Genomic DNA, 21,002 nt, shown 5'->3' on the forward strand with positions numbered 1-21,002 from the left:
CCCTGTGTTTTTTCAAGGTTAAGTGAAGCCCATCGTTCTTCTGATATAGGGTAAATAAATCCACATCCCTTGATTGCGGCAACATTTCCATACTGCCCTATGTAAGTATGTAGCTGAAAAAGATCTTCACGCTTCACCCCAAATTGTGAATCAAATGCTTTATACTTCACATCAAATACGAATAAACTCTCATCGATTTCTATAACAAGATCAGGTTCAAGTTTTCTCATATAACCACTGAGAGCACCAGATGCTATTTGCTGACGTTGCTCGAACTTACCTAGCAGGCGTAGCCCATCTCGCTTAATGAGCTTACGAATGAAATATTCAAACAACATCGAAATATCGAAAAAGAAAGCACTCGAATCCTGCTGCGAATCAAAATCAGAGCCCTTCCGGTCAATGACTTGCTTAGATAAGTCAATGAGCACGTTATAATCATTGTAGAAAGGGTTGGTGAAATGAGAAGTCCTCAAAATTTCTTGCTGTGACCTTTTAATCCCCTGATTGGCAGTCAGAAATGCACTATAGATATTTCGTGTTTGGTGACAAAATGAGTAATGTGCGACTGCTTCATAAGCTTTTATAAAAAGTGAAGTTGCAGGGCTGTCGTAGCTGTGCTCTCGGTACGAGCATAAATATTTTCCAGATGACTTATTCTGGAAATAATCTGTAGCATTTATAGTTCCCCTTACGCGGGAAATACGATCATTTCTTGTAATATAAGTCTTTGGCAAGCCCAGGCGGTATGCTCTCTTAAACTTAATGTTCCATAGATATGCTAAAAGCCACTCGTAACCGTCTGCGTGACTTTCTCCTCCAATGTTTTCTAATTCGAGAAATCCATCGGCATCTGCAATGATGTATTGAAGGAAAGCATCACCAAAACGTGAGCTGATCTTCAGAGAGTAATCTCCTCGCTTAACAAATCCGATTAGATTGCCCGTGTCGAGATTAAAATTTCTTGCATCCGTACCAGAGACACCGATGAAACCGCCATCTGTATTGTGTTCGTAATCTTCATCATTGAAGAGTATTAAAGCATCGGAAATATTATCATTCAGCGTTTTTTCGACATCACGAGATACCGAATTCAAAAAGTGCCAAATTGCAGACTCGTCGTTATGAGGATAGGTCCATTGTCCTTTTGATTTGGCACTAAGGGTTATCGACTTTCCTAAACGTCTATTTGTCAAAATGCCTTCGCTGACAAAATAGGACTGGTTATCGACCAGTGTGCCGTTCTTAATGATATCGAAAAGCCACACAGTTTAAACCCCAAATGCCTTTCCGAAGGAGCTAATCAGTTCAGTCTCCTTACCTGTTCCACGAAGATACTCCTGTAATAACGGACGAATACAATCATCCCATACACGCTCTCGTACCTCCGAAACTGTAAGGCTGGTTGCATACTTCAAATCCATCAAATAGGCATGACCAATTTGGTAATCATTACCAAGCAAAGGCTCTTTAGCTATCAATTCATTCAAGCGTTCAAGGTTATCCACCAGGGGCAGCCAAGCTTTGCAAAATTGGTTCAAATGGTATTTCAATAGCGCCATATCAGGCACCACTTCTTCCCAACGGAATCTTCGACGTAAAGCGAAGTCAAAACTTTCGACACTTCTGTCTATCGTGTTCATCGTTCCAATAAGATAGATGTTTGTTGGAATGAAGAACAAATACCCTTTAGCGTCCTTAAGCATACCAGTATGTTCATTGTTCAGATTGGCATATTGGGTTTTAACGCAACCTCTAGTGCCTCGGTATTCCAGACAGTACATTAACTCACCAAAAACGCGAGACAACTCAGCTCGGTTTACCTCATCAATTATAAAGAAAAATGGTGGTACTGCTTCCGATACAAGCTTGGATATATCTGATATTTCGAAAATATCCTGCCAATGCTCGCCTGATAACTTTTCTCTAAACGGGAGAAGTTCCTTGATAGTAAGAGACTCCCACTTCTGAGTAAGTCCAAGCCCATACACATCGATTTCCCACTTACCAGCGCTTCGGCAAAACTCTTTAAAAACACCATTTTGCAACGTTAATTGAGAGTTCCCATCACTGTCCAAAACAGGACGTAGCCCTTCCATAAAGTCTTCATAACTGAAAGAAGGATGAAATTGAACCAACTCAATCTGACTTGCATGTGTGAGACGGCTGTAGGGAGCAAATTCCTCTTTCCAGATGTCAAACAAGAGCGAAGTTTGCAGGCGAGCTTGATAAGTTTTCCCTGTCCCCGGCGCACCGTATTTAACAATCTGCTTCTTTAAACTGAATGGGTTTGACAAATTCTCGTAAAGCACCCAAACAAACTGACTAAGATAAAACTCATCAGTTTTACCTTCCCGAAGCTCATTATCAAACTCGCTTTTGATGCTCTTTAATAGAAAAATGTTTTTAGCAAACCAACTTTGATTTTCTTCTGCTGGGTATGCTGGAATTATTCCTTCGCGTATAAGCCAACTAAAAACCTGATTAAATTTACCGGAATCAACCGTTGTGGAGACTTCGAGCGTACAAGCTGCTGCCACTCGATTAACGAGAACAGGGTTGTTGGATTTACCTTGGTTAGACCACGAATCAGAAAAAATCGTGAAGTTTTCACTGTTTGGAATCAATATAAATTTTTCTAATGCGGATATGAAATTCTTGTTTTTAATGAATGACTGGAAATTGTCATTGCTCAACACAGACTGTCCGCGAGAAGCGATACCGTTGCTCTTCTCATAGATTAACTGCTTCAGAAAAGCTTCATCATTTTGAGACAAGCCTTCTCCAGATGTGATTCGCTCACGAATTTGAGCGACCTGACTGTAAAAGTCACGATAGGCTTTGTGCCATCCATTGACTTCATGTTTCCTGTTCTCAATAAGATATTTATATAGGTTTTTCAGTCTACTTTTCATTTATTCCCTTGTTACTGGATTATCGGACACACATCTTGAATTCATTTTGCGCTTTTGTGAGAGACTCATTTAGCCTGTAAACAGTAACCAAAGTCTTCATCGCTCCTGACGGAACGACCACAAAATGCAAATCACTGTTACTGTGCCGCCAAATATCAGCTTTGTTACTATATTTTTGGTTCTTATGAAGAGCTACCTTTTCAGGCAAAATTGCTTTTGTCAATGATGAGCTAAATAACCTTGAAGCCAAAGCCTTCCAAGGATGCTTGGGCACTCTGTCAGAAAACCATTCAACAAACCTTTCCTGTTCATGACTAGTCACCACGACAGGTCCAATATTTGGCACATTGATGACTTCATCGATTTCTCTCACGGTAGCATTATCGACACTGTATTCCTCGAAGGGATATGAGAGCCAATCGTCACGCTTTTCTACTGAGAGTTGTTCTTCCTTGTGTCAATGATCTTCAAAAATCCACCGCGATGATTATTGACACCATAAGGTAAAAGAGTTTTAAGAGACTGCTTATATGACTCTTTCACTGTTTCGCGCTGGGAATGACTAACCATTGCGTTCCTCCTTTCTCTAGTTTATCTTTTTAGGATTTTACGGCGAAATTCGCCGTGTAATTGATATTTTTTAAACTAATTCAACTAAAACTGAGAAGGCTTACCTAATTCGATATGCGAGTAACATCTGTGATACTTTGGTGCGTTTTTTTGTTAGAACCAATCCAGCTATTAACTCAGTAATAAAATATCAAGCCCCATCCGCAGAGGTAATTGTTAGCTCAACTTGATGGGATTCACTTATAGATACCAGTAGCGATTTTCTAGTTTATAAACAAATAAATGTACAATACTAATGTATTTTCCTATCTTAATAGGCTTTTTATAAACTAACGATAAATTTAAGAACTAAAGTAAACATGCGTTTTACTTATTTTAACGCCCTTCATATTGTCTTTATTATTCTCACAATATGTTTTACTAAATACCCTCTTTAACTAAAGTAAAATTATTTACCAAAATATCCATTAGGTAAAATTTAAATAAAAGAATAAAAGTCTACTCACTTCACATAAAATAAAAAAAGACGCCTAATAGAAGACGTCTTTAATTTAACTTAAATAAGTATTTAATTAGAATTTAATTGGATAAGCCATGATTATCGCATCTTCTTTTCCCGTTGCTGTTGGATAATAATTCTTACGTACAGATACTGAATTAAATCCTATAGATTCATAGAGATTAGATGCTTTTTGATTGGATTCTCTTACCTCAAGCCATAATGTAGCAATATCTTTTCTTTCAATATTATCAATAAGTTCTAATAACAATGCTTTTCCATAGCCTTTACCTTGATAATCAGGATGTATCGCGATATTAAAAAGCGTTGCTTCATCTAATATTAATTGCGTAATAGCAAAACCTACCATAATATTATCAATGCAAATTTTTAGATTAAAATAATGATCACCTTGGTTACTATAGAATGTTTCTTCGCTCCAAGGGAATGAATGACTTAGTTTTTCAATTTCCCATGCTAAAGGTAAATCAGCAGGGTTTAATGGGGAAATGGTCTTCATGTTGATAGATTTGTTTCCAAAGATCGCGTTTTGCATTGGCATCAAAATATAATTGATGTAATGAAGGGCTTCTCAGAGAAGTATATTGAGCAGGTAGAGTGATATCAGTACCTAATAGCCAACAGGCTGGTGTAAATGATCCTGTGAGCAGGCTCACATCCTCTGAGGTAATACAATAGATTTCACTTTTATCTATTCCCATAGTGCTAAAAATATCAGAGAAAAGCCCGTTATTTAGATCAACAACATCATCAGTAATGATAAGTAAACGAGTGGTATCCGGAAATTGCACAGAATGTTCGCCTTTTAATACAGCAGGCTTACGAAGTACCCATTGACGAATCCCAAGTTGGGCTAACATTCTGTCTTTACGGCTCATGATATTTACCTATCAAGTGTAGAACAACGGTACATAGTATCAGAGGGCATAAACTACGCCAATAAATAGCGTCAGTTTCTTTATATCTGATATCATGCGTTTTATGTTTTTTAAGGAGTAATAATCATAATGTCCTCATTGTCCCCTGCCAGCGAAGTTATTCTTCGTCATCTAGATCATTTCGCAGACAGGCACGTGCTCATAGCAGGTGATCTTCAAGACACGCTAGCATCACAAATTCAGGCCAAAAGTGTTAGAGCCTATACAAATCAATATCACCAGTGGCTACCGCTACTCAAATCCATGGGTGATAATGCATTTTTTGGTTTAGCGGCAGATCAATCATTCGTAAAATATTGCGACACTTTGATTTATTTTTGGCCTAAGAATAAGAATGAAGCAACTTTTCAGTTACGTAGCTTATGTGCAAGTTTATCTGTCGATACTGAAATCTTCATCGTCGGCGAAAACCGTAGTGGTGTAAAAAGTGCTACGGAATTAATGAATGGTATAGCAAAGCTAAAAAAAATAGATTCAGCACGTCGTTGTAGCCTCTTTTTTGGTTCACTAACCTATCAAACACTCTTTGATCGAAATAACTGGTGGCAAACTTATCGTTATGACGATTTAACGGTGATGGCATTACCCGGTGTTTTTAGTCAAACCGCATTAGATGAAGGCAGCCGATTATTACTCTCTACATTTGATGATGCAATGGTAGGTGACTTACTGGATATGGCCTGTGGTTGTGGGGTGATTGCCACGGTATTAGGCAAGAAAAACCCGATGTTAAAACTCACACTCTGTGACGTCAATGCAGCCGCTATTTCATCCAGTATTGCCACGTTAAATGTTAATGAATTAGAAGGACGGGTTATTGCAAGCAATGTCTATTCTGCGGTAGAAGAAACTTATGATTGGATAGTCTCTAATCCTCCTTTCCATGATGGCTTAGGTACCAGCTATCAAGCTGCAGAAGACATTATTCGTCTCGCGCCTAACTTTTTGAAAAAAGGCGGTAAACTGCGTATTGTTGCCAATGCTTTCTTACCTTATCAAGATATTCTTGATCACGTGTTTGGCTCTCATGAAGTGCTTGCATCAACAGGTAAATTCAAAGTTTACCAAGCAACCAAGAAATAGTAATCACCAGCACTATTATAAAAACCGCCAGTAATTGATTTTTCAACTACTGGTGGCCTTCGGTATTTACTTCCTTTTTATTATCAGCAGGTTATCATGCCTTTATTTACGGTTATCTACCCATGATAGGTTAAAAAAAAGGTCATTAAGCTATAGGTGATCACAACGCCGGCGGGGATCATCACCCACATTTGTAATTTCTTATGAAATAACATAATGGTAGATAGCAACATAGAAATAACAAGAACCAATGTAAATGCTGCTGTTCCTGCAATAGAGTGGGTGATCACAGTAAATAACGAAGCAACAGCCAACATTTCCCATAAACTAATACGAGATGTCCAAGAAGAGACAGAGGAGATACGTGTTGATTTAGCCATGAGAGCCACCACCTGTTAATGATAATGATTTTCATTATTATATAACACATTGGTTAACTCAATGTCTATCAAGAAAAAAAAGTAGCCATACCCTTAATTTTAAAGAGGTTAAACAAAAAACGCTTTACCGCTGCCAACGATAAAGCATTTTAGAGTCATCAAATGATGATGTAAAATAAGTGATTAATCTTCTTTATTAAAATTAAGCACTAAATGAATATCTTCAGGCTCTCTTTCATAAAGCTCAGTATCAGGCACATCAATTAAACGACAGCCCATATGCTGATAAAAATTAACACTATTTTCAGAAGGCGTTGAGGATATATATAATCCGCTAGCCCCTTTTTGCTTCGCATATTCCACACAATAATCAAACAATATACGGGCTAATCCTTGCCCACGCTGCTGGTGGCTAATATGTAAGAAAGAGAGCTGTAACAAGGTGTTATCTTGGCCTCGCCACTGTGGATCAACACTGGCAGCAGCGACTAACTTGTCATCTTCAAAGACTCCCCAAAAAGGGGCACCGCGCTCAGCGCTTTCAAGTAAAACAGGGGTATAATGTTCTGCCTCACCTTCAGGCCAGCCTTTCATATCAAAACGCTGTTCAGATAACACCAGTTGCCCTTGTTGTAAAACATATAGCCTTTCAATCAGTTCTGTTCTATCAATTTCCCAAACGCGAGGGATTTCATTATGTGTTAATAGACGAATATTTTTTTTCATTGTTGAAGATTAACCTGTTCTGAAGAAGATCCGCTCCGCTCTAATGCGTGGTAAGCCACTGCACAGAATAAGGAGTTCAACCGTTTCATATCACCCAACAAACTGGTATGCAGCGAACTGGTTTCAATACTTTGCATATTATGCAAATGAAGACGTTCTACATGAGCAAACGAGTAACGTTGGTTGAGTAAACGGAATCGATGTTTTGCTCGGCGTAATTTACGCGCATGCTCCATATTGCCGGAAACAAACACCGACATCGCCAGATTCAGATTACTTTGCAGACGCTCAAGGAGTGTCTGTAATTCACGACGTCCTTCCTCCGATAAATTTAAGTGATGATCTAAACTTTTATTCACCACCTCACCAGACATACGCGCTATGATAGCGGAAGATTGTTGCAAATTCATCGCGGTATCAATAATTTCTGCCCAGCGACGAGAGTCTTCAGTACCAAGATCATGCTGCTGAATTTGTGCCATATACAATTTAATACTGCTATGGAGCAATTCCACTTCCTCTTCTAGCTGGCTAATCTCCCTTTTTTGCAGACGATCCCCTTCCATTAAGGCTTGAAAACGTTGCAACATCTGTTCAACCACATCCCCTAACCGTAATGTCTCTCTGACTGCATTAGCAATAGCTAAAGAGGGAGTATCAACGGCGGATGGATCTAAATAACGAGGTGCAACTTCTGTTCCAGTAACCGGTAATTCCGGCACTAATTTTTGACATAATTTCGCCATTGGCCCCACAAACGGCAACATCAACACACAGCGCACTAAGTTATAAATCACATGAAAATAGATAATCACTTCCGCAGGGGAAAAATCATATTGTTGGATTTTTGTCGCAATTAGGGTGATCCACGGCAATACCAGCAAGGCGCCAATTAATTTAAAAAACAGACTCCCTATGACGACTTGACGTGAACTAATACTTTGACCACGACTACTGATTAATGCCAACAATCCACTACCAATATTAGAACCAATAACAATACATAAACTAATATATAAAGGCATAAAGCCTGTTGCACTTAATGTTGCGGTAAGTAATACCGCCGCTAAGCTTGAATAACTGACCATCGCAAAAATAGCGCCGACCAGTAGTGCTAAAATCGTATCCCCACTCAAAGAGGTAAAAATAGCTTGTACTGCACTGGCATGGGTTATCGGCTCAGCAGAAGTCACAATCAGTTGTAATGCTAAGATAATTAAACCAAGGCCTATTCCCACTCTACCCAGTTGCCCGATACGCTCTTTTTTACGACTTAAAAAAGTCATGACACCCAATAAAATCAGTAACGGTGATAACCACGAAAGATCGAATGTCAGCACCCGCGCCATTAGCGCTGTACCCACATCAGCCCCTAGCATAATCACCAAAGCGGGTGTAATAGAAATAAGACCTTGAGTGACGAACGAAATCACTAGCAATGCCGTAGCATTACTACTTTGTACTAAGGCAGTAACACCGACACCAGCAAGAAAAGCATTCGATTTTTTATTAATACTTTTACCTAAAATTCGGCGCAAATCAGAGCCGAACACACGCATAATACCGGTGCGAACAATATGTGTTCCCCAGACTAAAAGTGCCACGGATGAGAGTAAATGAAGCAGTGTTAGCATAGAAATTAGTCACCTTATTTTTTATCGTTGTTTATTGGCTCATTTCTCCTTCAATGCCATAAAAAAGAGAGAGATCCTACGCAGATAACCATATCTGAAAAATGATTTTTATAGATAACGCCCTAATCAAAACGACGTTATTAGGCAAAAAGATATTGCGACTTAAGTGCAATAATCAATGGAGAAGTTAAGAATAGTATAAGAATATCATTGTAAATTCTGTTAATTATAGCAAACAAAAAGTAACTTTCAAAATTAGACTGTAAATAACGTCTTGATTTATTATCGTTTTCTTATTTTTTGTAAAGAAATCATAGAAAAAAACGCGACTTGAGGGTATCTCTCTAAGTCGCGTGAAAATACAACAATTTTAGTAAGACAATTCAACTACATTTCAGACAGACTACAATTCAGTCACCTTATCAAGGTTATTTCAATCCCATTGCATCGCGCATAGTAAAGAAAAGATCTGTTTGGTCTGTTAACCCCACGACATTAGCAGCATGTGGACCATAAGCGGCAACGCGTAATTGCGCGCCAGTATGCTCTTGTGAATCCGTTTCTGAGTTACCATAATTCACCACCATGACTGCGCCATCTTTGGTAATCAATGCTTGTGTTAAGCCACTTGATTTCACATCAGCTTCAATAATTTGGCTAGAGTGAGCGTGATCTGCGGTCACTATAATAAGCGTATCACCATTTTGTTTAGCGAAATCTAAACCAATTTGTACCGCTTCATCTAATGCCACCGTTTCACCAATTTGACCACAAGGATTAGCATTATGATCTTGTTTATCAATTGAGGCGCTTTCGACTTGTAAGAAAAAACCATTTTCATTCGTTTTCAGCAAATCAATCGCTTTTTTGGTCATTTGCGCTAATGTTGGTGCATTCGGGTCTAATTTTGAATTCGGTTTACACTCTAAAGGAGGATTCTTTAAATTACCTTGATAAGTGGCTTTTGGCCCTTCCCAAGCGACGGCCATATTACCGTCATGAAATAGGCCTAACACAGGTTTATCTTGGTTTGCTAGCGTAATCGCCTCTAACGATTTAGCATCTTTCACAATTTGATAGCCACGCTCTATTGCTTGTTGCTCGAGCGTTTTCCCTTTATATTCACCGGCCGTTGCTGTTTGAGCAAAACTTTTCGCGCCTCCTCCCAGTGTAATATCGGCACGAGTCACTAACAATTGCTCAGAGATTGAACCTTTACCGCCATTTTCTAGCGCATTCGTTGAGCATTTTGCTAACGTTTCTACAGGCCCATAACACTTACGCCCGGTAACATGTGAAAATAGCGCAGCCGGTGTTGCATCTTGAATTTCAGAGGTAGTGACATTCCCCGTCGCTTTACCATTCGCTTTTGCTAATTCCAAAATCGTTTGGTGATCTTTACCAAATACATCAATCCCTAATGCCCCATTATAGGTTTTAACCCCTGAAGCCCATGCTGTTGCTGATGCGGCCGAATCTGTTACATAATTAGGTTTTTGTGTTTTTCTATCTAAAGAATAATGAGTATATTGGCCGGTCATCGGTAACGCATCAATTCCTTTAAAGAAGCCACCAGCCCCTTCGGCATAGTTACGTGCTACCGTTATCTCAGAATCCCCCATCCCATCACCGATAAATAGGATCACATTTTTAGCTTGATGATTATTAAGTGCTGCTTTTAATGCTTCAGTTTGATCTGAGGTTATACGACGAGCACCACCAAATTCCGTAATATTACCTTTTGCTGCGCGATCTTGCGCCAAAATAGTATCGGCAGTGACGGGGGCTGCAAAAGAAGAGAAACTCACGCTTGTAAAGAGTGTTGCGACGACTACAGATAACGCAGAACGTTGATAACGTAGAGACATAGCTTTTTCCTTGCACGCAAAAAAATAAAGAATTTTGGGGTTTATGTTTTAAGTCACAAAGAGCTTACGAGAGTAAAATGACAAACAGATGAAAGAAAAAAGCGATTTAGATGACAGCTTTATGACAAATAAATGACAAATTAGCCTAAAGAAAAAGGATGTGTAGTTCACCACCACTCACATCCCTTTAAGATAAAAAAGATGAATAATTAATCGTTAGTTAACGCTTTAGTGCCGATATAAAGCGCCTCACACCAAGAGATATAATCATGCCCGCTCGCCATCTCTAGCGATTGCACAGGATAGCCCCTTTGCTGTAAAACCTGCTTTAACTGGCGATTATTATTTAATATTCCTCCAGCGCCTTCGCGAGACTCAAATAACCCAGCTTCTAAGAAAAACTGTAATGGTTTTTTATCCGCCTGTTGATATTGGCGAATTAACCATTCTGGGGCTTCGTTTTCTGGCGCCCACCAATAAGAGCCGGACATACTAAGCACTTTCCCAAAGCGATCAGGACGGTTAAATGCCACCCATGCAGAGGCTAATCCCCCATAGCTTGAGCCTGAGACTATAGTTTCCTTAGCGGCTACTTGCAGGCCTTTCTCTTGCTCTAACCAAACCAAAAGTTCATCCGCTAAAAAGCGGTGAAAATCAGGATTAGGTGGTAATTCAACACTACGACGATCACTATCAATACTATCGACAAATAAGATAGCAATAGGAGGTAATTTCCCCTCTTCAATCAACTTATCAAAAAACCGGTCTATGCCATATTGTTGGCGATAAATTTGTCCATCAAATAGCACCAATAGCCGCGGTGTCGTCATTTTCTGTGCGGGTAAATAAAGCGCAATCTCTCGATCATTATTTAAAATTTCACTATGAAAACGACTGATTGATGTATTGCCATTCATTGCCCTATCTAAGATATCTGGCAACTGGCATTCACGGGGATAATCAAGTGACAGCAATGAAAAGTAATTATAGCGATCGTCCGCTTTACTTGGTGAAGGGTGAAGATTAAAAGGATCGGCCTGTGCCGTCGTTAAAATAGCACGGCGCTGCTGTGCAGCTGTTGCATTTTCAATGACTGGCACATCTGGTGCTAATTTATATTGCATTAATGTATCGTTAGGCACGATATAACTACGATACCAAATATCACTATTGGCTAAACGCGTTAACGGATCATGATCACCTGCAGGCGATCCCAATAGATATACATTAGATTGCGCACCTTGCCATAAAAAAGTCACACGCTTGTTATGATTATCGTAAGGTTCAACAAGGGGAGTTCCCTCTTGCTGTATCTGTTGCCAGAATAACTGTATATTGCTGGCGGTGAGATCTTGTGCCAGCATTTGCAATCTAGGGCTAGTTAATGCTATACCCGCATCTTTATCTAAAGGCTGATAAGGGTATGTTTTCAGTGTGATATGCCACTGTACCCCAACTTCTCCTTGGGCAATAAACTGATAATTTGCCGTTTCAGGTAATAGGAAGCGTATCTTTTGTTGTTGTCCATCAACGGGCACATCTTTTAATAAGCGACGAATATGAGTGCCATCTTGGTTTGCTAATTGCAGATTTTGTATACCTTTAACATCTAACTCAGCATAACGCTGGCTCTGTAAATGTGTAGTAAAACAGAGTGCCTTATCGTGATTAAACTGACCTGATATTTCTTTATTTTCTGTTATTGATAAGCAATTGGCAAAACTAGAAAAAGAGGCCATCAATGCGCAGATCATTAGAGGAGTTCTCACTGTATTTTCTCATTATAATTTAGGTAAGAACTTATAGTAATGATAATTGTTATCAATTCAATAAGGATTTATTGGTGTATGAATTTGATCACTTAGAATAATAAAAAAACTCCACAATCTTTTGGTTTTCTTGTGGAGTTTTAGTAGCAAAATAATATTCAAAGGGTCTATCAACGTTCTTCTAATGGATAACTACGGAAGCTCCATAATCCCAATGCTTTTAAGCCATCGCGATAAATACCTTGTAAATCAGATTTTGATGTTTTTTGTAATTCAGCTAATGGCTTATCGGGGGCTACAACCGTTAAATAAGTGATATCACTGGGGCCACTTTGCCAACTCGCAACCGTAAAAATAACATCAGCACGACGAACATGACTACCAGAGCTAATAATCACCGCTGTTTTAATTCGGTGTTTAGTTAATGCATAACGGCTAAATAACGCATTCTCCACCGTTGAGCGTGCATAATTGTCTTGGAAAATTCGCTCTGCGGGAATACCTTTTTTAACTAACCAATCCGCCATTAATTTACCTTCAGTTTGATGTGCTTTCGGCACACCACCTGTCACAACAATCATTGCATCAGGTAACTGTTTTGCGACTTCAAGGGTTTTATTTAAACGATCAATCAAGATCTGATTCATCGTACCATCTGGATTAAGTGCATAACCCAATGTCACAATGGCATTATTTCCTTTGGTTTTATTTAGCGTTGCCAAATCTGCTGGCGTTAACTTATCACTTAATGGCATTTTGCTTACACGATCAACTTGAGCAAAAAAGCGGCTTAGCTCTTCAGCTTTTGCCGGATTAAGGGATTTTAACTTGTTAAAATAGGCTTCACTTTCTTTATCTTTACCTTCAAAACGCGTCCAAGAAGTCACATAAATTAATGCATCAATATCATCCGGTGCGGCTTCTAAAATTTGTTTATAAATCGTTACCGCACGCTCAATTTGATTGTTATAGACATAAGCACTGGCGGCACTAAATAGTAAATCTAAGCGATAAGGCTCTAATTTATAAGCTTGTTGTAGCTTTTGTGCTACGACTTCCATATTAGAAGGTAGTTTTCCCGTAAATCCAGCGTCAGAAACACGCGCTGGCGATTTAAATGCCTCTAATGCATCTTGGATCAACATATCTACCGTTTGGCGCTGAGAAATATATTGCTGATAGCTATTATCGGGTTGATGGACTTTTTGATAAGCCAATGCAGAAGAGGAAGCCGTAAAGCCTAAAGCAGCAATGGCTAATGAAATAACTGTTTTTTTGATCTGAAGTGAAATACGGGAAGGTTGCGCCATTATCTTGTCCTTTTGCGAAAATAAATCTGTTTCTTCAATTGGTTAAGCTTATGAAGACAAAGTGTGTGACTCCTCACACTTAAGAGAAAAAGAAATACACACCGATATATCTATACCTAACTTTTATCATAGAGATCTACCATTAATTTGCAGTAATCATTTTCACTAATTTGAAAAAAATAGCATTATTATGCTAATCGCTTAATGAACAGCCGTTTTTATCCATACTTTAGGTTTAAACAAAAATTTCATTCTTATTGTGACTATATAGCTAGCTATAAATAAAAAACGCCAATTAATGGCGTTTTTAAAAATACTTATTCGATATGCTTTGATTGCATCATCAGCAATTCCCTGACTAATTCGACACAACGAAGAAAGCGCTCATCATAATCAGGAGGATCTACTTTGACATATTCAATATTGTTTTTATCTAACATCTCTATCAACAATGTTTGAAAACGACGGCGCTCTTTATCACTCCCTAAACTACGTAAACCATCGGCAACCCATGGCGTATTGTTCTCTAGCAGAATAACTAAATCAAAACGATATTCATCAATCAATGCCTGTACAAAAGGATGTTCTTTTCCTTCATAACGTAAACAAAAAGCCTGTGTTGTTACAAAATCAGTATCGATAAATGCAACTTTATTAGCATATTTAACTGCAAAATCAATATATTGGGCATGACCTAAAGCGATTTTATCATAATCAGAATACTGCAATGCCATTTCGTCTCCTCCTAAATGAGAGAAGACATAATCACGGCCATATTCCCACGCACTGGTTGTATTAAAAATATTGGCAAGCTTATTTACTAAGGTCGATTTGCCACTCGATTCACCACCTAATATAGCCACTGTACGCACGAAAAAAGGTTTTACTTCGGTAGGAATATATTCCCAATATTTAAATGGCGCTTGACGGATTTGACTACCGCTAATATTCATAAACGAGCGCTCAGGATCGACCAGTACCGTTTCAATACCTAAAAATGCTTCATATTGACTGGCGTCCTCTCGTTCACTGGTATAGATAAAATCCGGCGCGATTTGTTTTTCTTGTAGAAAGGCTTTGATACCCTCACTCCACATTTCCCAACCATGAGGTTGAGGCTCTATACCATGTTCATTAAACTCATGAATACGAATATTTTTCTGATACTTAAAAGTTTGTAATAACCAGCGCAACCTATCACTTACCGTCGGCTGTTGTGACATCGCACTATTGATAAATAGCTCTTTATCACGAGGTTCGTCATGACATAAAATGACATGCAATTCATCCACTTGACTACAAGCTCGTTGAATTAAATAAATATGCCCAGTATGAAGAGGATAGAATTTACCAAAAATCACCCCAATGGTTTTCTGTTGTAATGGATATTCTAATCCCAAAAATTGGTGTAATGCGGACATTTTTTGTGCACTGGGGCTTTTGATTTTGTTATTAATAAGCTGGCTAAGATAGCCCTTTGTCATCTGACTTTCATCGGCAACTTGCTGTAAGGTATAGCCATTCTTTTTTATTGCCTGTTTGATATAATCAAAAGATCCCATGATTTACTCCTTTAGAAGTCGTCCAAATCATCAAGTACAGATAACGCATCTGATAGTTTCTTCACACCATACACTTTCATATCAGGTGGATTTTTCTTTGGCATATTCGCATTAGGCACAATAGCACGTTTAAAACCGTGTTTTGCTGCTTCTGCAATTCGCTCTTGTCCACTTGGTACAGGACGAATTTCTCCCGCGAGTCCTACCTCACCAAAAATAACTAAATCACGCGGTAAAGGACGATTACGAAAACTCGATACTAATGATAGTAATAAAGCTAAATCTGCACTAGTTTCGGTTACTTTGACACCGCCAACGACATTAACAAAGACATCTTGATCAGACATCTGTAAACCACCATGACGATGCAAAACCGCTAATAATATTGCTAAGCGATTTTGCTCTAATCCCACCGCAACACGGCGAGGATTTGATAACATAGAGTGGTCGACTAACGCTTGGATCTCCACCAGTAATGGCCGTGTTCCTTCCCACACCACCATAACAGAACTACCTGAAGTCACTTCATCACCACGACTTAAAAAGATAGCCGATGGATTACTCACTTCGCGTAAACCTTGTTCGGTCATGGCAAAAACACCTAACTCATTCACCGCACCAAAGCGGTTTTTATGACTACGCAATGTTCTAAAACGTGAGTCTGTTTCACCATCAAGCATCACTGAGCAGTCAATACAGTGTTCTAATACTTTAGGTCCCGCTAATGTGCCATCTTTGGTGACATGACCCACCATAATAATGGCAATATCATTCGTTTTAGCAAAACGAGTCAGATAAGCGGCTGTCTCTCGTACCTGTGCCACACTGCCCGGGGAAGATTGAATATCGGCCATATGCATTACTTGGATCGAGTCAATGACCATTAATTTAGGTTGCTCTTGAGCGGCAATTAAACAAATTTGTTCAATACTGGTTTCTGACAACATATTCAATTCGGTTGTTGGTAAACCTAAGCGGTGCGCCCGCATGGCAACCTGCTGTAATGACTCTTCTCCCGTGACATACAAGGTTTTCATTTCAGTGGCTAAACGACACATGGTCTGCAGTAATAGTGTACTTTTACCTGCCCCCGGATTTCCGCCAATTAAAATGGCACTTCCCGGCACAACCCCTCCGCCTAACACACGATCAAATTCTTTAAATCCTGTCGAAAAGCGAGGTAATGCTTCAAGGCTAATTTCAGAGAGCTTTTGAACACGGCTTATTCCTTTCGCATCTCCGGCAAAACCGCTAAAACGATCGTTACGGGCAGAAGGTGCCGCCGCAAGGCGCACTTCCGTAATGGTATTCCACGCATGACACGCAGAACATTGTCCTTGCCAACGCGGGTAATCGGCACCACATTCATTACATACAAAGGCTCTTTTGGCTGCTTTTGCCACACTGCTCTCCCCGTTATTTTCTTGACTGAAAACTTATCGTTCTTCGTGCTTTAATCCTGCACTTAAAATACACATCACACCCATTAAATCAGCATGACGAATAGCTACTTTGGCTTGTGCATATACTTTAGGTTTGGCATGGTAGGCAATACCTAAACCCGCCTTTCTAAGCATTTTAAGATCGTTTGCGCCATCACCTATCGCAATGGTTTGTTCCAGCGGTATATCTAAATCTTTAGCTAAGCGTGTAAGCACTTGCGCTTTATATTTAGCATCAACAATAGGGCCTTTGACTTTGCCCGTTAATTTACCATCTTTAATTTCTAGCTGATTAGCAACCGCTGCAACTAAACGTAATCGCTGTTTTAGGTTATCAGCAAAATAAGTAAATCCCCCTGATGCAATCGCAATTTGCCAATCCATTGCCTGAAGCTTACGCACTAAACTTGTTAACCCGGGCATCAGAGGTAAATTATCCATTACTTTTTGTAAAATATTCGCATCAGCTCCCGCTAATTGTGCAACACGCAATTTTAGGCTTTCACTAAAATCCATTTCACCTTGCATCGCTTGCTCCGTTATCTCGGCCACTTTATCACCGACACCGGCCAGTTTAGCGATTTCATCAATACACTCAATTTGAATAGCCGTGGAATCCATATCCATCACTAAAAGTCCCGGAGAGCGTAAACGTGGGATCTGCCCAAAGGGTACAACATCTAAACCACATTCATCAGATAACCGACGAATACGACGGGTTAAACTTCCCGCAATACGTACCACTTGGTAATCATCAATACGCCATGAAGAAACCACCACAATAGCCACACCTAATTTATGCTGGAACTCACTTATTCTTTTTTTATCAAGTTCTCGTCCATAAAGTAACCATCCGCTATCGCCTGCACGATAATCCAGTGGCATCACTTCTTCACCACTGAGTGATAGCGGTAGACCTGGCCATTTACGGATCTCATCCGGTAAATAGCAATAGGTCAGACTATTTGACATACTTATTCTCCTGTTTTCCCCTGTCTGAACAAAATAATTGTTATTCAGCCTATTCTATCTGTGACTCATCTGGCAACATGCACATACTTGCTTACGCAAAAGGTTGAACATGCTTAAAGATAAACTAAAATTCAAACTACAAAAAACAGCGATTATACTGATTTGTATCGCATTATTGGCTTTTTTGATGCAAGGCGCCTCTTATTTTAGCCGTGCAAATCAGCACGCCCGTATCACCCAGTTTGAAGAGCTTGCCAAAACATTGGCAGAACAAGTTGCCTTCTCATTATCCAATTATATGGATGACAGTAGCAAAGATAACGTAAATCCACACATTATAGCTAATTTAAATCATCTAACTCACGATAGTCGGGTACTGGATGCAAGTCTTTATTGGCAAGATGGCACACAAATAGCGCATAGTGGTGAAAATGTGACGGTAAAAGAGCGATTGGCCTTAGAAGGACAAAAAAGTGGCGGTTCTTTTAATCATCAGCTGGTGGTGCCTATCCCTGGTCAAGATCAGCCAAAGGGTTTTCTAAGATTGACGTTAGATACACACCAACTTGTCACAGAATCTGGCCAAGTCGATAACACCACTAATTTATTGCGTGTGATGCTATTGGTTGCTCTGGCGATTGGTTTTTTACTGTCCCACAGCTTATTGCAATTAACACCAGTGCATTGGCAGCAATCGCCCTATTTATTAACCGCAAGTTTACCCACTCGTCATGAAAAAGAAGATGATGAACAAAAAAGTGATCAGCAAGAAGAAATAGAAAATAGATCTGAAGTTAAATAACACTGCCACAAATTAACATAATAAGGTGAGTCATTAGTACTCACCTTCATTTCTTTATTTCTATATTTCTATCTAAAATAGGTCAAATTATTTTAGATATATCTAATTTATACGTATTTTCGTGCTATTCCCTTAAACTTTGAATGGGCTTTGTTTAAAATCACAGTAAATCTCAGTCAATTTATTAACCTAATGCGATAAATAAATCTTACATCTTTCTTTTGCTCTTGAGTTGCTGAGGTGGTTATGACTGAACAATCTGTTATCCAACGTTGTCAACAAATCGTAGAAAATCCAACCCTTTCCCCCGAACAAAAACGTCATTTTCTAGCATTAGAAGCGGAAAATATGTTGCCATACCCGACATTATCTAACGAGGCGAGCCTTGCGCTAAATGAACGGGTTATCTGCGATATGTATGAAGGTCATGCCCCTTATAAACCACGTTATGTATTACCTGATTACGCGAAATTCTTAGCACAAGGCTCGCGCTATTTAGAGCTTGAACCTGCCCAAGATTTTGATGATGCGCTAAATATGCTGACTATCCTTTATCATCATGTTCCTTCAGTCACTTCAATGCCGGTTTATTTAGGTCGTATTGATAAAATCTTACTACCTTATGTGGGGAATTTGACGCAAGAGCAACTCTATCCAAAATTAAAGCGTTTCTGGCGCTATCTTGATAGAACCCTTCCTGATGCCTTTATGCACGCTAATATTGGCCCTGAAGACTCTATCATTACACGTTTAATTCTTAAGGTAGATGTTGAACTTCAACAAGTAGCCCCGAATCTCACCTTTATTTATGACGCGGCACTAACACCTTCTGATTTATTGCACCAAGCAATCACCAATATTTGTCATAGTAGTAAACCCCATATTGCTAACGGTACATTGCAAGATGCTGTATTTGGTAAAGATGAATACGGTATTGTTAGTTGTTATAACTCTCTACCGCAAAGTGGTGGCGGTAGCACTTTAGTTCGTATCAATCTCAAAGAAGTAGCAAAGCGCAGCCAAAATAGTGCCGACTTTCTAGAGAATGTATTGCCGTTTTACATGCAAAAACAAATCGAGATCATCAATGCTCGTTGCGAATTCCTCTATGAAAAATCAAACTTTTTTCAACAAAGCTTTTTAGTAGAAGAAGGTTTGATCTCACCCGATCGTTTTGCCCCGATGTTTGGCATTTATGGTATGGCTGAAGCAGTTTCTCTATTACTTGAAAAAGAAGGTCATACAGCAAACTATGGTCATAGCGAAGCGACCAATAAACTTAGCTATATTATTAGTGAAAAACTGGCCCAATTTGTTGCACAGACTCCTGTAAAATATGGTTGGAAACAGCGTGCCATGTTACATGCTCAATCAGGCATAAGTTCTGATATTGGTACTACACCGGCGACCCGAATTCCTTATGGAACAGAGCCTGATCCTGTTACTCATTTAATGACCGTTGCCCCCCACCATCAATTTTATACTTCAGGTATTAGTGATATTTTAACCGTGGATGAAACTATCAAACAAAATCCTGATGCCTTAATGCAACTGTGCTTAGGGGCGTTTTCTTGCGGATTACGTGAATTTACCGCTAATGTGGGTGGCAATGATTTAGTCCGTGTCACTGGCTATATGGTGCGGTTATCTGATTTAAAAAAATATAAAGAAGAAGGCTCTCGCCTAAATACAACTTGGTTAGGAGATGAAGCAACAACCAATTGCCATATTGCTGAACGAAAACCACGAGTGATTAGCCATGAACAGCAGATGCGCTTCGATAAATAAAATACTGCCTTTTTCTTGTGTTGATGGCCCAGGCAATCGCCTCGCCATCTTCCTACAAGGATGTAATTTACGCTGTAAGAACTGTCACAATCCCTACACTATGGGGATTTGTGATAACTGCGGGGATTGCATTGCCACTTGCCCACAGCAAGCGCTTTCATTACAAAACGGTGTAATAAATTGGAACGCTGACAGCTGTGAGCAATGTGATACTTGTATTCAGCAATGTCCTCGCCAATCAAGCCCTATGACATTGACCTATACGGTTGATGAACTAATTGCAATTACGCGTAAATATGCAGCCTTTATCAATGGGGTAACCGTAAGTGGCGGGGAATCTACGTTACAACTTCCATTTTTAATTGATTATTTTAAAGCAATCAAAGAAGCCCCTGATCTTCGACATCTTACCTGTTTAATTGACAGTAATGGCACTCTTTCACTTAATGGTTGGCAAAAAATCGCCCCCTTTATGGATGGAGCGATGATTGATTTAAAAAGTTGGAGTGAAGAAACACATATTTATTTAACCGGACGTAGTAATCAACGTATTAAAAAATCAATCAAATGGTTAAGTGAGCATAATTTACTTGCAGAATTACGCCTTTTATATATTCCAGAAAAAACCGATTATTTAGAGAATATAGAACCGCTTTCCCAGTTTATTAATTCACTTGATGAATCCATTCCAATTCGTATTAATGCGTTTCATCAGCATGGCGT

At 39.2% G+C, this 21,002-nt stretch carries 18 protein-coding genes; 4 read left to right on the forward strand and 14 right to left on the reverse strand.

The features are described from left to right. The 5 genes from AACU98_RS10190 to AACU98_RS10210 form a co-directional block, all read right to left on the reverse strand. The coding region (locus tag AACU98_RS10190) for a 5-methylcytosine restriction system specificity protein McrC (RefSeq protein WP_161735743.1) at positions 1-1,268 on the reverse strand (1,268 nt) is incomplete at its 3' end. Between the two features lie 3 nt (positions 1,269-1,271). Continuing rightward, positions 1,272-2,915 carry an McrB family protein gene (locus tag AACU98_RS10195; protein ID WP_161735663.1) on the reverse strand — a complete coding sequence of 548 codons (1,644 nt, stop codon included), beginning with the start codon at positions 2,913-2,915 and terminating at the stop codon, positions 1,272-1,274. A gap of 19 nt (positions 2,916-2,934) precedes the next feature. Further along, a complete protein-coding gene (locus AACU98_RS10200; protein ID WP_161735884.1) occupies positions 2,935-3,288 on the reverse strand; it encodes a hypothetical protein in 354 nt (117 codons plus the stop codon). 769 nt (positions 3,289-4,057) lie between these two features. Further along, positions 4,058-4,504, reverse strand: a complete 447-nt coding sequence (gene rimI / locus AACU98_RS10205) for a ribosomal protein S18-alanine N-acetyltransferase (protein WP_004245652.1) — start codon at positions 4,502-4,504, stop codon at positions 4,058-4,060. After that, on the reverse strand, positions 4,473-4,883 hold the full coding sequence (locus AACU98_RS10210; protein WP_004245653.1) for a DNA polymerase III subunit psi: 411 nt from the start codon (positions 4,881-4,883) through the stop codon (positions 4,473-4,475). Before AACU98_RS10210 ends, rimI begins: the two co-directional genes overlap by 32 nt. A 129-nt stretch (positions 4,884-5,012) precedes the next feature. Here AACU98_RS10210 and rsmC point away from each other — a divergent pair, with 129 nt between their 5' ends. After that, a complete protein-coding gene (gene rsmC / locus AACU98_RS10215; RefSeq protein ID WP_004249302.1) occupies positions 5,013-6,026 on the forward strand; it encodes a 16S rRNA (guanine(1207)-N(2))-methyltransferase RsmC in 1,014 nt (337 codons plus the stop codon). Between the two features lie 116 nt (positions 6,027-6,142). On the opposite strand, the gene AACU98_RS10220 is transcribed toward rsmC, so the two are convergent. From AACU98_RS10220 to serB, 9 genes are all read right to left on the reverse strand, one after another. Beyond that, positions 6,143-6,406: a DUF1435 family protein gene (locus tag AACU98_RS10220; protein WP_004245657.1), complete on the reverse strand. Its 264-nt coding sequence runs from the start codon at positions 6,404-6,406 to the stop codon at positions 6,143-6,145. Between the two features lie 183 nt (positions 6,407-6,589). Next, positions 6,590-7,132, reverse strand: a complete 543-nt coding sequence (locus AACU98_RS10225) for a GNAT family N-acetyltransferase (RefSeq protein WP_004245658.1) — start codon at positions 7,130-7,132, stop codon at positions 6,590-6,592. Next, complete coding sequence (locus tag AACU98_RS10230; protein ID WP_036895607.1) at positions 7,129-8,766, reverse strand: Na/Pi cotransporter family protein; 1,638 nt, start codon at positions 8,764-8,766, stop codon at positions 7,129-7,131. The genes AACU98_RS10225 and AACU98_RS10230 overlap by 4 nt, the downstream gene beginning before the upstream one ends. A gap of 428 nt (positions 8,767-9,194) precedes the next feature. Further along, positions 9,195-10,634: an alkaline phosphatase gene (gene phoA, locus AACU98_RS10235; protein ID WP_126402915.1), complete on the reverse strand. Its 1,440-nt coding sequence runs from the start codon at positions 10,632-10,634 to the stop codon at positions 9,195-9,197. Positions 10,635-10,843: 209 nt separating this feature from the next. Further along, entirely contained in the window at positions 10,844-12,403 is a 1,560-nt protein-coding gene (locus AACU98_RS10240) for an alpha/beta hydrolase-fold protein (protein WP_223231881.1), read from the reverse strand. A 170-nt stretch (positions 12,404-12,573) separates the two neighbouring features. Further along, a complete protein-coding gene (locus AACU98_RS10245) occupies positions 12,574-13,713 on the reverse strand; it encodes a YdcF family protein (protein ID WP_004250181.1) in 1,140 nt (379 codons plus the stop codon). A gap of 317 nt (positions 13,714-14,030) precedes the next feature. Continuing rightward, entirely contained in the window at positions 14,031-15,275 is a 1,245-nt protein-coding gene (nadR, locus tag AACU98_RS10250) for a multifunctional transcriptional regulator/nicotinamide-nucleotide adenylyltransferase/ribosylnicotinamide kinase NadR (protein ID WP_004249296.1), read from the reverse strand. A gap of 11 nt (positions 15,276-15,286) precedes the next feature. After that, the gene (radA, locus tag AACU98_RS10255; protein WP_004249295.1) at positions 15,287-16,678 is read right to left on the reverse strand and encodes a DNA repair protein RadA; all 1,392 of its coding nucleotides are present in this window, start codon (positions 16,676-16,678) and stop codon (positions 15,287-15,289) included. Between the two features lie 33 nt (positions 16,679-16,711). After that, positions 16,712-17,689 (reverse strand): phosphoserine phosphatase, encoded by a 978-nt coding sequence (serB, locus tag AACU98_RS10260; RefSeq protein WP_004245668.1) that lies wholly within the window; start codon positions 17,687-17,689, stop codon positions 16,712-16,714. A 109-nt stretch (positions 17,690-17,798) separates the two neighbouring features. Between serB and AACU98_RS10265 the strand changes: the two genes are divergently transcribed. From AACU98_RS10265 to AACU98_RS10275, 3 genes are all read left to right on the forward strand, one after another. Further along, a complete protein-coding gene (locus tag AACU98_RS10265) occupies positions 17,799-18,491 on the forward strand; it encodes a YtjB family periplasmic protein (protein ID WP_036907400.1) in 693 nt (230 codons plus the stop codon). A 246-nt stretch (positions 18,492-18,737) separates the two neighbouring features. Then, positions 18,738-20,279, forward strand: a complete 1,542-nt coding sequence (locus tag AACU98_RS10270; RefSeq protein WP_036907398.1) for a YjjI family glycine radical enzyme — start codon at positions 18,738-18,740, stop codon at positions 20,277-20,279. Further along, a partial coding sequence (locus tag AACU98_RS10275; protein ID WP_161735887.1) for a YjjW family glycine radical enzyme activase occupies positions 20,251-21,002 on the forward strand: 752 nt, incomplete at its 3' end. The genes AACU98_RS10270 and AACU98_RS10275, both read left to right, overlap by 29 nt.

The sequence above is a fragment of the Proteus sp. G4380 genome (assembly GCF_963885725.1).
GTDB classification, from domain to species: domain Bacteria; phylum Pseudomonadota; class Gammaproteobacteria; order Enterobacterales; family Enterobacteriaceae; genus Proteus; species Proteus mirabilis.